Source organism: Duganella sp. P38 (assembly GCF_050859475.1).
Classification (GTDB): domain Bacteria; phylum Pseudomonadota; class Gammaproteobacteria; order Burkholderiales; family Burkholderiaceae_D; genus Rugamonas.
On the sequence record NZ_CP193936.1, the window covers coordinates 4,172,911 to 4,186,717 of the forward strand.

The following is a 13,807-nucleotide window of genomic DNA, read 5'->3' on the forward strand; positions in this document are numbered from 1 at the left end:
GCGTGACTGCCATTGGGGCCGCCAGCAACGGCGGTCCTGTCCAGCAGCCCGATGTCGGCGCCCGCCTCGACGCCGCCCTCGCCGATGTTTGCGTCGCTCCCCAGCCAGCCGCCGGGGCCGACGCAGGTGGAGGCGGCGATCACCGCGATGCTCATCGCGCTGGCGGCATCGGCGCCGGCTCCGGCGCGGGCGCTGGTACCAAAGCCGAAGCCGATGCCGCCGCCGCGGCGTATCGCGCCATCGCCGGCGGTCCGTTGCGCAGCGTGCTGCCGGCGGACGGCGTGGCGGCAGACGCGCAGGTCAAACCATACCAACTGCGCAGCCGCCTCGTTACCAACCGTGAGTTCAAGGCCTTTCTGCAAGCGTCGCCGATGTGGCGTCGCGAACAGGCGCCGGCCTTGTTCACCACGCCGACGTACTTGTCCGCCATCGACGGCGCCGACGACGAAGCCCCGGTCATCCAGGTCAGCTGGTATGCCGCGCAAGCCTACTGCGCGTCAGAACAGGCCAGACTCCCCCGCTGGTATGAATGGGAATTCGCCGCCAAAGCCGACGCCACGCAAGCCGATGCGCGTGATGATGACGCCTGGCTTTCCAACATCCTGCGCTGGTATGCCGACGCAGGAAAAACCCTTCCCGGCCGCGTAGCCGCCACCCCTGCCAACTACTATGGCGTACACGATACGCATGGTCTGGTGTGGGAATGGGTGGAGGACTACAGCGGCCTTTTCGTCAATGCCGACAGCCGCTCCAGCGGCGAAAAGAAACAGCTCGATTTCTGCGGCGGCGCGGCCGTCTCGCTGCAAGACCGCCGTAATTACGCAGTCCTGATGCGCCTCGCCCTGCTCTCCGCGATGGAAGCGCGCCAGGGCGGCGCCAACCTCGGATTCCGCTGCGCGCGCGACTCCAACGATCAAGGAGCTACACCATGAGAACCACCGTCATCACCGGCGTGACACTCGCCATCGCCGCTGTGCTACTGCCGCTCAGCTCCGCCAGTGCGCAGCAACACGACCATGCGGGGCACGCATCGCACGCGCAGGCCGTGCCGCCGGCTGCCGATTCCGGCGCGTGGCGCCCCGCCGCCGCCAGCATCAACATCCCGGCCAACTCGGTCTACCAGGTGCCAACGCCGCTGACCGACTCCGCCGGCCGGCGCTTCGTGCTGAAAGAAGCCGCCGGCGCGCCAATGCTGGTCACGATGTTCTACGGCGACTGCCACTCCGCCTGCCCGGTGGTGATCGAAACGCTGAAGCGCACCGTCACCGCCCTCGGCCCCGATGGCAAGCGCCTGCGCATCCTGCTCATCAGCCTCGATCCCAAGCGCGACACACCCAAGTCCCTCGCCATGATGGCCGACATGCAGAAACTCGACCCCGCACTATACCGCCTGGCCGTCGCCGGCAGCGACACCGACACCCGCATGCTCGCCTCCGCGCTGGACATCCGCTATCGCCCACTGGACAACGGCGAAATCAGCCACACCACCCGCATCGCCCTGCTCAATCCGGACGGCAGCGTGCGCGCGGACAGCACCAGGCTAACCGTCGATCCAGACCCCGAATTCGTCAAGCAAATCGTCACAGCGCTAAAAAGATAAGCCAGATCAAGAAAACTACAGATAGGGCTAACCGTCACCAAAAACACCATATATAGTTAAAGCACGATCAAATCAACTAGATATGGGGCCAGTATGGAAGGACTATTTCACACCAAGATCATCAAGCGCGACGGCAGCGAGCAGCCATTCAACCTGGTGAAGATTGAAAGCGCCCTGCTGCGCGCCGGCCGCGCCACCGGCGAATTCGACACCCCGCAAGCGGACCAGCTCACCGAGGCCGTACTACTGCAACTCTCCACGCTGCCGCAAACCGACCGGCTGACGGTGGAACTGGTCCAGGACACCGTAGAAAAAATCCTTTACGACGCCGGCTACCGCCACACGCTGCGCGCTTACGTCATCTACCGTGAACAACACGCCACGCTGCGCCAGGACAAGCACTCATTGGTGGACGTGGCCTCTTCGATCAACGAATACCTCGAACGCCAGGACTGGCGCGTCAACGCCAACGCCAACCAGGGCTACTCGCTGGGCGGACTGATACTCAACGTCTCCGGCAAAGTCATCGCCAACTACTGGCTCAATCACGTCTACCCGCCGGAAGTTGGCCGCGCTCACCGCGACGCCGACATTCACATCCACGATCTGGACATGCTGGCCGGCTATTGCGCCGGCTGGTCGCTGCGCACGCTGCTCAACGAAGGCCTCAACGGCGTGCCGGGCAAGGTTGAATCCAGCCCGCCGCGCCACATGTCCAGCGCCATCGGCCAGATCGTCAACTTCCTCGGCACGCTGCAAAATGAGTGGGCCGGCGCCCAGGCCTTCAGCTCCTTCGACACCTACATGGCGCCCTTCATCCGCAAGGACAAGCTGCGCTACGATGAAGTCAAACAGTACATGCAGGAGCTGATCTACAACCTCAACGTGCCATCGCGCTGGGGCACGCAAACGCCGTTCACCAACCTGACGTTCGATTGGGTATGCCCGGAAGACCTGCGCGAACAGATTCCATACATCGCCGGCGAAGAAATGCCCTTCTCTTACGGCGATCTACAGGAAGAGATGGACATGATCAACCGCGCCTACATCGAGATCATGATGACCGGCGACGCCAAGGGCCGCGCCTTCACCTTCCCCATCCCGACCTACAATATCACCGAGGACTTCGCGTGGGAGAGTCCCAACGCCGAGCTGCTGTTCGAGATGACGGCCCGCTACGGCCTGCCCTACTTCCAGAACTTCATCAACTCCGAGCTGAAGCCGAACATGATCCGCTCCATGTGCTGCCGCTTGCAGCTGGACCTGCGCGAGCTGCTCAAGCGCGGCAACGGCCTGTTTGGCTCGGCCGAACAAACCGGCTCGCTGGGCGTGGTCACAGTCAACTGCGCGCGCCTCGGCTACCTGCATCGCGGCGACGAAGCTGGCCTGATCGCCGCGCTGGACCGCCTGCTGGAACTGGGTCGCGACAGCCTGGAAATCAAGCGCAAGGTCATCCAGCGCCACATGGACAATGGCCTGTTCCCGTACACCAAGCGCTATCTGGGCACCCTGCGCAACCACTTCTCCACGCTGGGCGTCAACGGCGTCAATGAAATGATCCGCAACTTCGACCCGGACGGCAAGCACGATATCACCACACCCTGGGGCCGCGCCTTCGCCCTGCGCCTGCTGGATCACGTGCGCGCGCGCATGGTCGAATTCCAGGAAGCCACCGGCCATATGTACAACCTGGAGGCCACGCCGGCGGAAGGCACGACCTACCGCTTCGCCAAGGAGGACAAGAAGCGCTACCCGAATATCCTGCAAGCCGGCACGCCGCAGCAGCCCTACTACACCAACTCCTCGCAACTGCCGGTCGGCTTTACCGAAGACCCGTTCGAGGCGCTGGAACAGCAGGACGAACTGCAACGCAAATACACCGGCGGCACCGTGCTGCACTTGTACCTGACTGAAGCGCTGTCCAGCGCCGCCGCTTGCCGCACGCTGGTGCGCCGCGCGTTGGGACGTTTTGGCCTGCCCTACATCACCGTCACGCCGACGTTCTCGATCTGCCCGAAACACGGCTACCTGAATGGCAGCCATGAGTTCTGCCCGAAATGCGATGCCGAGATCATCGCCCGCAAACAAGCCACTCTTCAACAACCAGCAAAGGAAACGCCATGCAAAGTGTGAACCAGCAAACCATTCAGCTCGACGACTCGGAACGCCAGCGTTGCGAAATCTGGACCCGCGTGATGGGCTACCATCGTCCTGTATCGTCCTTCAACATCGGCAAGCAAGGCGAATTCCATGAACGTAAATTCTTCCGCGAGCCGCATGCGCAGCTGGAATCTTAAAGAGGATGGCCGCCAGCTGCGGGTTGGCGGCTATACGCCGTTCAGCGCCAGCGAATATCCCGGCCTGCTGTCGGCCGTGATATTCGTGCAGGGTTGTCCATGGCGTTGCGGCTACTGCCAGAATACCCATCTGCAGGAACGCACGCGCGAAAGCCCGATCGCATGGAAGGATATCGCGACCACGCTGGAACGGCGCGCCGGCATGCTGGACGCCGTGGTGTTCTGCGGCGGCGAGGCCACCATGGACCCGGCGCTGCACAGCGCCATGGCGCAGGTGCGCGCCATGGGCTTCAGGATTGGACTTGAAACGGCTTGCATTTATCCAGAACGCTTGAAAAGCGTGCTGCCGATGGTGGATTGGGTCGGCTTTGACGTGAAGACGACGTTTGACCGCTACGCCGAAGTGACCGGCATCGCCGGCAGCGGCGCGCCAGTCAGGGATGGCGTGGCCGCCATCCTGGCCAGCGGCGTCGATTACGAATGCCGCACCACCGTGCATCCGGCGCAGCTATCGCCCGCCATACTGGCGGAGCTTGCGCATGACCTGGCAAAAATGGGCGTAGAGAATTACGTGTTACAGGAGTTCCGCGCCACCGGCTGCGCGGACGAAGCCCTGGTGGCAAGTGCGCAGACGGGCTATCCGGGCGAGGCGCTGCTGACCGGGATAGCGCCGCTGTTCGCCAATTTCAGCGTGCGCCGCGCCGGCCAGGCAGCGCGTTAAACAGCCGTGTCAGGGCCCGCCGGCCCAGTTCCGTCACCGGCAGCTCGATCGCGTCCAGCGTATTCTTCACCAGCAGGCCCAGTTCCGTATCCCCTTCCATCGACAGCCGACGCGAGAAGAACAGCGTGTCCGGGTCCTGCTCGCGCTTGGCCAGCGCAATGAAGTCGCGCGTGCAGGCGCCGATTTCCAGGTCCGGCACACCGCTGCGCGGCAGCGCGGCAAAGCTGTCGCCGCGCCAGGTGAAGTCGAACCCCACACCGGCGTCGCTGACGCGCACACGCAGATGGCGGCCGGCCAGGCCGGCGCGCACGTCGTCCGGCAGGTGCGGCTTGAGTACCAGGTTAAGCGCCGTCACGCACAGCAGCGAGCCGGGATACGCTGGCAGGCGGCGGCCCAGCGTGGCCAACAAGGCTGGCAATGGTTGCGCAGGGCCGTAATTGTTTTGTGCTACCGGATTCATGCTGCGTTCTCCATGCGATATTCGAGGCCAGGCTTGCCGTACCAGTAGCCGTTGCAGGCCTCGGACGGCAGCAGCGGCGAAATTGCGTCGGCGGCGGCGCGCGGCGCCAACGTGCCGGTGCGCGCGGCGTCGAAGGCAGCGATAATCTCTTTCATGTTGGTGGACTGGGGACTGATGCGCGCCACATCGACGCCCAGTTCCGCCATCTGCGCCATCTCCGCCACCAGGTTGTACACCAGCGCGGACTGGCTCTGGATGCCATTCAGGATCAGGAACTCCTGCTTCTCCTTGGTCTGCATCAGCATACCGTCCGGGTGGTCGATGCAGCTGAAGCGGCAGTCATCCTTCGGCAGGTTGCGGTTGCGCGCGGTGAAGCAGCGCGCGGAGAACGCCAGCGGCATGCGGCCAAAGGCAAATATCTCGGTCTGCATGCCTTGCGGCCGTTCGCGCTGCATGTGGCGCAAACCGTCGCGGCTCATTTCCAGCGGCATCACCCAACGTTGCGCGCCCAATTCGTGCATCAGCGCCAGCGTCGGCGGGTTGTAGACGTTGAGGTGCGGGCCGGCGACAAAGCCCGACTGGCCACTCAGCATGTGCACCGCGCCGATGTCGTTCGCCTCCACCAGGAAGCGGCCGTTCGCCACGATTTTGCGCTGCGCGCCGAGGTCCGCGCTGGATTCGATCAGCGCCAGCGTCGACACCACCACCTCCTTGCCGCGCTCCCGCAGCAATTCGGCGACTGCCAGCCAGTCGGCTGTGCGCAGCTCATGGCGACGCGAGCACACGGTTTCGCCGAGATAGACGATATCCACCGGGCTGTCCGCGATTTCTTCATAAAATTCCATGACCTTGGCGCGCGGCCAGTAATACAGCAGCGGCCCGAGGGCGAGTTTCAACATGACTTCTCCGTTCTTATTTCCACGAGCGGTGATACGCGCCCAGTGTGTGCTGCTGGCCTTCGGCCAGCGTGTTCAGTTCCGACATCCAGCCCGGCTTGACCGAGTAGCGCGCCGCATTGCGCAGGCAATCGTCGAGCGCCGCGCGCCACACCCGCGTCACTTGCGAAACGTAGGCCGGGCTGCGCTGGCGTCCCTCGATCTTCACCGCGCGCACGCCCATTTCCAGAAGCTGTGGCAGCAGTTCCAGCGTATTCAGGCTGGTTGGCTCCTCGATGGCGTAATAGGTTTCGTCCTCCACCTCGAAGCGGCCCTTGCACAGCGTCGGATAGCTGGCGTTTTCCTGCGGCGTGTAGCGGTCGATCATCACGCCGTTCAGGCGCGATTCGAGGCCGCCCGGATTCTGCTGCCAGCGCACCGCCTTGGCCGGCGAACAAACGCCGTGGGTGTTCGGCGATTCGCCGGTGACGTAGGACGACAGCTGGCAGCGGCCCTCCACCATCACGCACAGGCTGCCGAAGCCGAAAACTTCGATTTCCACGTTGGTGTTCTTCACCACGTGCTCCACCTGCGCCAGCGACAGCACACGCGGCAGCACCGCGCGCTGCACGCCGAACTGCTTCTGATAGAAGTTGATCGCTTCCGCATTGGTGGCCGAGCCTTGCACCGACAGGTGCAGGCGCAGGTTCGGATAGCGGTCGGCGGCGTAGCGCATCAAACCCGGGTCGGCCAGGATGACGGCGTCCACTCCGGCCCTTGCGGCGCGGTCGATGGCGGCCTGCCATAGCGCCGTGTTGTCCGGCTGCGGATAGGTGTTCAGCGCCAGCAGCACCTTGCGGCCGTGGTCATGGGCATAGGCGATGCCGGTGGCGATGGCGGCATCGTCGAAATTCAGGCCGGCGAAATTGCGGGCGTTGGTGGCGTCGCGAAAACCGAGATAGACGCAGTCGGCGCCCAGGTCGATGGCGGCCTTCAGGGCCGGCAAACTACCCGCCGGGCATACCAGCTCGATCGGGGGGATACAGGTGATTTCATGTCATTACTTGAGAGCTAGTGGGGCGAACGAACTGTATCGCCCCATGAACCCGGAAATCCTTGATGTGAATCAAAGAAATTGAGCTTTATCGGATGGGACAATGCACACAGATTTAATCAAGGACAAAGAAAATGCAGACGATCGCCACTTATCTCGATCAGGATCACCGCCGCTGCGACGAGCAATATGCCATGGCCGAATCGGAAGTTATCCTGCGCCACTGGGACGACGCCAGCGGCCATTTCGACACCTTCCTGCACATGTTCGAGCGTCACCTGGACAAGGAGGAGCGCGTGCTGTTCCCGCGCCTCGACCACGCGCTGGGCAACGGCTACGGCCCGACGGTGGTGATGCGCGCCGAACACCGCCAGATGCGCGAGATGCTGGCCGGGATGAAAGCCGCCATCGCAAGCCGCGACAGCGACGACTTCTTCGACCACGCCGACACGCTGCGCATCATGATGCGGCAGCATAACCTGAAGGAAGAAGGCATCCTCTATCCGCAAGCGGACTTCGTGCTGGCAAAGCAGGCCGGCGCCGTCATCGCCAGCATGGACAATATCGACCAGACCGAAGGGAGTGCGGCATGAACGTCCTGCTGGATCGCGGCGAGAGCGTCCGCCTGCTGGATGTCGGCGGCCTGGAACCGCCGGAGCCGATGGTGCGCATCATGGAAGCGCTGGACACGCTGGGCGCCGACGAGCGCCTGCGCGTGCTGATCGACCGGGAGCCGGTGCCGCTGTACCGCATCCTGCTGCGCAACGGTTACCAGTACCGCACCACGGTGCGGGACAACCACCGCTACGAAGTCCTTATCTGGCTCGCCCCCATCGCATGAAACCCCTCGACGCACCGCAGCGCGTACTTTCCTTCGGCGGCAATCCGCCGCTGTCGCTGCCGCTGCGGTACTTCCTTAGCGCGCCGCTGTTTGCGGCGCTGGCCGCCGCCTTGCTTGCCTGGCAGGGCGAGGCGGCCCTGCTGACGCGCTGGTCGCCGCTGACGCTGGCCATCACGCACCTGATGGTGCTGGGCTGCCTGAGCATGACGATGATCGGCGCGCTGCTGCAAATGCTGCCGGTGGTCGCCGGCATCGAAGTGCCGCGCGCCCATCCGGTCGGCGCCGTGGTCCACGTCTGCCTGTGCGCCGGCACGCTGGCCCTGGCCGCCGCCTTCTGGCAGGGCAGCCCGCCGCTGTTCCGCATCGCCATGGCCCTGCTGCTGGCGGGGCTGATGCTGTTCGTCGGCGCCTGCACCGTGGCCATGTGGCAGTACCATTTGCCCGGTTCCGGCGCGGTGGTGGCGGGCATCCGCCTGGCGCTGGCGTCGCTGGTGCTGACCATGATACTGGGCGGCATGCTGGCCAGCGCCTTCGCCTGGCCCGGCATGGTGCGGCTGGCGGCGCAGCGCCTGACCGACCTGCACGCGATGTGGGGCATGCTGGGCTGGGTGGGTCTGCTGGTGATCGCCATCGCTTTCCAGGTGGTGCCGATGTTCATGCTGACCGAACCCTATCCGAAATTCCTGACCGGCGCCTACGCCACGTGGATGTTCGTTCTGCTGGTTGCAGCCTCGCTGTCGAGCGCCTGGACCGGGCCCGGCGCCACGCTGCACATGGCCTGCCTGGTGCTGCTGGCCGTCGGCTACGCGCTGTTCGGCGCCGTCACGCTGTACCTGCTGGCGCGCCGCAAGCGCCCGCGCGCCGATCCGACCACGCTGCACTGGCGCACCGCCATGGCCAGCCTGCTGGCGGCGCTGGTGGTATGGCTATGGCCCGCCGCCACGCCTTCCAATGCCATGCCGCTGGCGGTGGGCGTGCTGCTGATCGCCGGCTTCGGGTTGTCCGCCATCTGCGGCATGCTGTACAAGATCATCCCCTTCCTGACTTGGTATCACCTGCAGGAGGCGCGTGGCGTCAGCGGCCGCAAGCCGCCCAATATCAACCAGATCATCCCCGAGCGCCATGCACAGTGGCAGTACGGCGCGCATCTCGCCGGCCTGCTGCTGTTGCTGGGCGCTTGCTATCAGCCGGCGCTGGTGCGTCCGGGCGCGGTGTTGCTGTGCACCGCCTGCATCGGACTGTGGCTCAACCTGGGCCGCGCCGTGTCCCAACATATTATTTTTGTACCCGCACAATCATGAATAGCGAATTCTATATCGATGCCGTACTGCGCCAGGCCAAGCCCCGCCTGAGCACCCTGTTGAAACTGATGTTCAGCGAAGCCCAGGCCTTCGGCCAGAAGACGCAATGGCTGGGCAGCGTCATCGCGCTGCTGGAGCCGCTGGGCTTCCAGGAGCGCACCGTGCGCACAGCGCTGTTCCGCCTGGCCGAGCACCAGGTCATCAAGATCGAGCGCCACGGCCGCCGCAGCCTGTGCATGCTGACGCCCGCGGCGGCGACGCTGATCCATTCGACCCGCCAGCGCCTTAACATTCCCGCCGCGCGCAGCTTCGCCGAGGACTGGAGCATGCTGGTCAACTCCGGCGGCATCAGCGCCACCAGCTACGCGGCCGCGCGCAAGCTGCTGCTGGACTTGGACTACTGCGTGCTGGCGCCGAACGTGATGGCGCGTCCCGCCTCCTACACGCGCGGCATCCAGGCCGGCGAAGACCACGGCCTGGCGCTGTTTGAAGTCAGCGGCACGCAGCTGGCGGCCGCCGTGCGCCAGCCGCTGTTCGGCAAGATGGATTGGGACCTGGAGACGCCGGCCGCGATGTACGAACAATTCCAGCAACGCTTTGCGCCGCTGCGCCAGATGCTGGGCAAGCGCGGCGCCTTCACCGACGAACAGGCCTACATGCTGCGCCTTCTGGTCAGCCACGGCTACCAGCACTGCCGTCGTGCCGATCCGCTGCTGCCGCAGGAACTGCTGCCGCAGGACTGGCCGGCGATGGAAGCGTATCAGACTTACGCGGCCCTGTACGGCGGCTGCGCGGCGCAGGCACGGCGCCACATCCTGAAGATTACCGAGGCGCCTGCGCAAGAGCAGCCGGCCGGTCTTTCTACCACGCCGGTACGTCGCCATATCGCGCGCCGCACCAGCGTCTACATGACTGCTTGAACCTCACCGAAAGAGAATCATGAAACAACTGGCTAATGACTACTACGACGGACCAACCCTGAGCGTCACCATCAACCGTGAAGGCGCGCGCGTGCACCGCCTGATCGACGACACGATCTATCCTACCCGCGCCAAGAAGATGAATATCCGCCGCGACCCGATGGTGGAAGCGCTGTTCGGCGCCGCCGCCGAACACCCGCCGCGCGCCACGCCAACGCGCAAGATCAAGGCCGCCCGGCGCTGACCTGTTCCTCATAGGCCTTGACAGAGGCCTGCCGCACCGGCGCCGCAAGCTTGCGGCGCGCACTGATCGCCACCACATTCGACGATGGGCCACTGCCCGCCACCAGTTTGAACTGCGCGATCAGGCCAGCCAGTTGCATCGCCTGCTGCCGCATGCGGCGGGCTGCAACCGCCGCCTCCTCCACCGCTGCCGCGTTCTGCTGGTTGATCGTATCGATATGCGCCACCGCGCTGTTGATCTGCTCTATGCCACCGCGTTGCTCCTTGCTGGCGTGGCTGATCTCTCCCATATGCCGCTCCACGCGTGCCACCGATTCCACGATGCCCGCCATGATGCGGCCGGCGTCGGCGGCCTGACGGCTGCCACTCTCGATCTTATCGACCGAGCTGGTAATCAGGTGCTTGATCTCGTGCGCGGCGGTGGCCGAGCGCTGGGCGAGGTTGCGTACTTCCGTGGCCACAACGGCAAAGCCGCGTCCCTGCTCGCCGGCCCGCGCCGCCTCCACCGCGGCGTTCAACGCCAGGATGTTGGTCTGGAAAGCGATGCTGTCGATGACGGTAATGATGTCGGCTATGCGCGTGGAGCTGGCGTGGATGGCGTCCATGGTTGCGACCACGGCGCTGACGGCGGCGCCGCCCTCGCCCGCCACTTTGGCGGCGGCCAGCGCCAGCGCGTTGGCATCGTGCGCGTTTTCGGCATTCTGACGCACGGTGCCGGTCATCTGCTTCATGGACGCAGCGGTCTGTTCGAGCGCGCTGGACTGGCCTTCGGTACGCGCCGACAGATCGGCGTTGCCGAGGGCGATTTCCTCGGCGCCGCTGTTGACCACGGCGCTGGCCTCCTTGATCTGGCCGACCAGCGATTGCAGGTTGATTTGCAGGATACGCAGCGATTGCAGCATCTCCTGCGCCTCGCTGCAGCCGCTGGCCTCGATACGGCCGGTCAGATCCCCGCCGCCCATGCGGTCGAGGTGGCGACGCATGGTATTCAGCGGGGTCAGCGCCGTCCGGCGCAATATCAGCCAACCGCCGGCAGCCACCAGCATGTTTAATATAATGACCGATGGAAACATCCATGAAACTGCCATCAAGCCGATTATCAAAAAGAATAACGCATTAAACTGGCTGGCCAGCGATATATTGTGCTTTTCGCGGAATTGCAGGTTTTCGGTATTGTAAAGAAGCTCGGCCGCCGCGATTTTCTCGCGCGAAGGTTTGACCCGTATCGAGGTATACCCGGCAATTTCGCCGTTCTCGCGATACGGTGCGACGTTCGCCTCGACCCAGTAGAAATCGCCGTTCTTGCAGCGATTCTTCACCAGACCGGTCCAGGCGCGGCCCGCCTTCAGCGCCCGCCACAGGTCGGCGAAGGCCGCCGCAGGCATATACGGATGCCGCACGATATTCTGCGGCGCGCCAATTAACTCGGCTTCGGAGAAACCGCTGATCTTGATAAAATCTCTATTTACATAGTGAATGTTTCCGTAGAGATCAGTTTTGGAAACAATGGTTTCTGTTTCCTCCAGGATATATTCAGTATTGGTGATGGGTAAATTCGACCGCATAATCTCATCCGATAATAAAATCAGTCGGAAATTATATAGTCGCCACAACAACTATATTATCCAAAATAAAATATAAATTTATTCTAGATTAATTTTGATGTGGATCATTGCGGGCCGGTTCGAAGGCTCCTCATCCAGCGCTTGACCTCGCAGATTTAAACATGTATTGTGTTTACATGTTTAAAGGAGAGAGAAAATGAAAGCATCGAACACCCCTGCCGTCGTACTGGACAAACATCACGAGGTTCGCAACCTCTCGGACCGCATTGCGCTCGGTATCACACTGGCGCTGCGCTTCTTCGCCGACACCTTTTTCGCCAAGCGTTACGGCAACCGCGCCATTGTGCTCGAAACCGTGGCCGCCGTGCCGGGCATGGTCGGTGGCATGCTGGTCCACCTGCGCTGCCTGCGCTGGATGACGCCGGACCACGGCTGGATCCGCACCCTGCTGGAAGAAGCCGACAACGAACGCATGCACCTGATGACCTTTATCGAAATCGCCAAGCCAAGCTGGTTCGAGCGCATGGTGATCCTGGTGGTGCAGGCGCTGTTCTTCATCTTCTTCTTCCTGCTGTACCTGACCACGCCGCGCACCGCGCACCGCCTGGTCGGCTACTTCGAGGAGCAAGCAGTCATCAGCTACACGCTGTACCTGGCCGAGATTGATGCCGGCCGCGTGGAAAACATCGCTGCGCCGCAGATCGCCATCGACTACTGGGCGCTGCCGGCCGCCGCCACGCTGCGCGATGTGGTGCTGGCCGTGCGCGCCGATGAAGTCGGCCACCGCGACGTCAACCACCACTACGCCAACGCGCTGAACCTGGCCACGCTGGAACAGGAAGCCTGAGTCAGAAACTGTGCCGCAAGCCGAGGTTGAACGCGCTGTCGCCGCTGCCAACCTCGCCGTTATTGCCGACCGTGTAGCCGGCGCCGTTCCTGTTGTCGATGTGGGCGTAGGCCGTGTACACATTGGTGCGCGGACTCAGCGGGTAGACGTAGCCGATGGCGTTCTGCCGCGCATCCTGGTTAAAGCTGCTGCGGTCGTCCTTGTGGATGTGCGAAGCGATCAGGCTGCCCTTCCCCAGCGGCATGGTGAAACCGACGATCAGCTCGCGCGAATTGTCGGATGGCGTCGGCGGTACGCCGCCATACGGGTGGGATGTGTTCGGCAAGGTGCCGACGTTGTAGCCCTTGTCCGCCTCATACGCACCGTACAGCTTGATGCTGCCGAAGTCGTAGTTGGCGGCCAGGATGGTGTTGCTGCCGCTGTCGTGGTCGGCGCCGCCGGAGATGTCGCTGTTGCGCTCCAGGCGGCCGACGCGCACGTTCAGCGCGCTCTTGTGATAGGTCAGCGCATAGCTGGTCTGGCGGCCCGCCGTGAGCGAGCCGGCCTGCTCGCCCAGCGCCACCTGCACATCGGCGCTAAAGCCGTTGAACTCCGGCGACGCGTACAGCACCGAGTTGCTGACGCGCGTGGTGGCGCCGCTGACCGGGAACAGGTTGCGCGCGGTGCCGGCGTAGTTGGTGCCGAACGGGTCGGCATAGTTCGAGAACGTGGTGTAGAACGGCGTGTACTGCCGGCCCAGCGTCAGCGTGCCCCAGGTCTTGCTGCGCAAGCCCATCCACGACTGCCGCTGGAACAGCACGCCGGCGTTGTCCTGTTCGCCAGTGTCGGCCTTGACGCCGGACTCCAGCGTGAAGATGGCCGACAGGCCGCCGCCCAGGTCTTCCGTGCCGCGCAGGCCAAAGCGCGAAACCGAACCGGCGCCGCTGCTGATCTTGTTCAGGGCGCCGTTGACGCCGCCGCGCTCGGCCACCAGGCCGAGGTCGACGATGCCATACAGCGTGACATTGGATTGGGCAGCGGCGCTGCCGAAGGAGGCCGCCAGCGCGGCAGCCATCAAGTGATGCTGAATCTTCATAATCTGCT

General features: G+C 63.8%; 16 protein-coding genes. 11 read left to right on the forward strand and 5 right to left on the reverse strand.

What is annotated here, in order from left to right; translation table 11 throughout:
- Positions 1 to 2: 2 nt before the first annotated feature.
- The 5 genes from ACRQ5J_RS19265 (at position 3) to ACRQ5J_RS19285 (ending at position 4,618) form a co-directional block, all read left to right on the forward strand.
- Positions 3 to 932, forward strand: coding sequence for a formylglycine-generating enzyme family protein (locus ACRQ5J_RS19265; RefSeq protein WP_432378969.1), 930 nt, complete (start codon positions 3 to 5; stop codon positions 930 to 932).
- On the forward strand, positions 929 to 1,600 hold the full coding sequence (locus ACRQ5J_RS19270; RefSeq protein ID WP_432378971.1) for an SCO family protein: 672 nt from the start codon (positions 929 to 931) through the stop codon (positions 1,598 to 1,600). Before ACRQ5J_RS19265 ends, ACRQ5J_RS19270 begins: the two co-directional genes overlap by 4 nt.
- 93 nt (positions 1,601 to 1,693) lie before the next feature.
- Positions 1,694 to 3,733, forward strand: coding sequence for a ribonucleoside triphosphate reductase (locus tag ACRQ5J_RS19275; RefSeq protein WP_432378973.1), 2,040 nt, complete (start codon positions 1,694 to 1,696; stop codon positions 3,731 to 3,733).
- Positions 3,721 to 3,897, forward strand: a complete 177-nt coding sequence (nrdD, locus tag ACRQ5J_RS19280) for an anaerobic ribonucleoside-triphosphate reductase (protein WP_160988830.1) — start codon at positions 3,721 to 3,723, stop codon at positions 3,895 to 3,897. Before ACRQ5J_RS19275 ends, nrdD begins: the two co-directional genes overlap by 13 nt.
- Positions 3,878 to 4,618, forward strand: a complete 741-nt coding sequence (locus ACRQ5J_RS19285) for an anaerobic ribonucleoside-triphosphate reductase activating protein (protein WP_432383690.1) — start codon at positions 3,878 to 3,880, stop codon at positions 4,616 to 4,618. The genes nrdD and ACRQ5J_RS19285 overlap by 20 nt, the downstream gene beginning before the upstream one ends.
- Here the strand turns inward: ACRQ5J_RS19285 and ubiT are convergent.
- Genes ubiT through ubiU form a run of 3 tightly spaced genes read right to left on the reverse strand, consistent with a single transcriptional unit; the run spans position 4,584 to position 7,004 of the window.
- Positions 4,584 to 5,078 carry a ubiquinone anaerobic biosynthesis accessory factor UbiT gene (ubiT, locus tag ACRQ5J_RS19290; protein ID WP_432378975.1) on the reverse strand — a complete coding sequence of 165 codons (495 nt, stop codon included), beginning with the start codon at positions 5,076 to 5,078 and terminating at the stop codon, positions 4,584 to 4,586. The genes ACRQ5J_RS19285 and ubiT overlap by 35 nt on opposite strands.
- Positions 5,075 to 5,977, reverse strand: coding sequence for a ubiquinone anaerobic biosynthesis protein UbiV (gene ubiV, locus ACRQ5J_RS19295; RefSeq protein WP_432378977.1), 903 nt, complete (start codon positions 5,975 to 5,977; stop codon positions 5,075 to 5,077). The genes ubiT and ubiV overlap by 4 nt, the downstream gene beginning before the upstream one ends.
- Before the next feature lie 13 nt (positions 5,978 to 5,990).
- Positions 5,991 to 7,004 carry a ubiquinone anaerobic biosynthesis protein UbiU gene (ubiU, locus tag ACRQ5J_RS19300; RefSeq protein WP_432383691.1) on the reverse strand — a complete coding sequence of 338 codons (1,014 nt, stop codon included), beginning with the start codon at positions 7,002 to 7,004 and terminating at the stop codon, positions 5,991 to 5,993.
- A gap of 137 nt (positions 7,005 to 7,141) precedes the next feature.
- On the opposite strand from ubiU, the gene ACRQ5J_RS19305 reads away from it, so the two are divergent.
- Genes ACRQ5J_RS19305 through ACRQ5J_RS19325 form a run of 5 tightly spaced genes read left to right on the forward strand, consistent with a single transcriptional unit; the run spans position 7,142 to position 10,313 of the window.
- Positions 7,142 to 7,600 (forward strand): hemerythrin domain-containing protein, encoded by a 459-nt coding sequence (locus tag ACRQ5J_RS19305; RefSeq protein WP_432378979.1) that lies wholly within the window; start codon positions 7,142 to 7,144, stop codon positions 7,598 to 7,600.
- Positions 7,597 to 7,848 carry a DUF2249 domain-containing protein gene (locus ACRQ5J_RS19310; protein ID WP_432378981.1) on the forward strand — a complete coding sequence of 84 codons (252 nt, stop codon included), beginning with the start codon at positions 7,597 to 7,599 and terminating at the stop codon, positions 7,846 to 7,848. The genes ACRQ5J_RS19305 and ACRQ5J_RS19310 overlap by 4 nt, the downstream gene beginning before the upstream one ends.
- Positions 7,845 to 9,149, forward strand: a complete 1,305-nt coding sequence (locus ACRQ5J_RS19315) for a permease (RefSeq protein ID WP_432378983.1) — start codon at positions 7,845 to 7,847, stop codon at positions 9,147 to 9,149. Before ACRQ5J_RS19310 ends, ACRQ5J_RS19315 begins: the two co-directional genes overlap by 4 nt.
- Positions 9,146 to 10,069 (forward strand): PaaX family transcriptional regulator C-terminal domain-containing protein, encoded by a 924-nt coding sequence (locus ACRQ5J_RS19320; protein WP_432378985.1) that lies wholly within the window; start codon positions 9,146 to 9,148, stop codon positions 10,067 to 10,069. The genes ACRQ5J_RS19315 and ACRQ5J_RS19320 overlap by 4 nt, the downstream gene beginning before the upstream one ends.
- Positions 10,070 to 10,088: 19 nt before the next feature.
- Entirely contained in the window at positions 10,089 to 10,313 is a 225-nt protein-coding gene (locus ACRQ5J_RS19325; RefSeq protein ID WP_432378987.1) for a hypothetical protein, read from the forward strand.
- Here the strand turns inward: ACRQ5J_RS19325 and ACRQ5J_RS19330 are convergent.
- Positions 10,294 to 11,877 (reverse strand): methyl-accepting chemotaxis protein, encoded by a 1,584-nt coding sequence (locus tag ACRQ5J_RS19330; protein WP_432378989.1) that lies wholly within the window; start codon positions 11,875 to 11,877, stop codon positions 10,294 to 10,296. The genes ACRQ5J_RS19325 and ACRQ5J_RS19330 overlap by 20 nt on opposite strands.
- Positions 11,878 to 12,073: 196 nt before the next feature.
- On the opposite strand from ACRQ5J_RS19330, the gene ACRQ5J_RS19335 reads away from it, so the two are divergent.
- Positions 12,074 to 12,724, forward strand: coding sequence for an alternative oxidase (locus ACRQ5J_RS19335; RefSeq protein ID WP_432378991.1), 651 nt, complete (start codon positions 12,074 to 12,076; stop codon positions 12,722 to 12,724).
- Position 12,725: 1 nt separating this feature from the next.
- Here the strand turns inward: ACRQ5J_RS19335 and ACRQ5J_RS19340 are convergent, their stop codons facing one another.
- Positions 12,726 to 13,799, reverse strand: coding sequence for a porin (locus ACRQ5J_RS19340; protein ID WP_432378993.1), 1,074 nt, complete (start codon positions 13,797 to 13,799; stop codon positions 12,726 to 12,728).
- Positions 13,800 to 13,807: the final 8 nt, after the last annotated feature.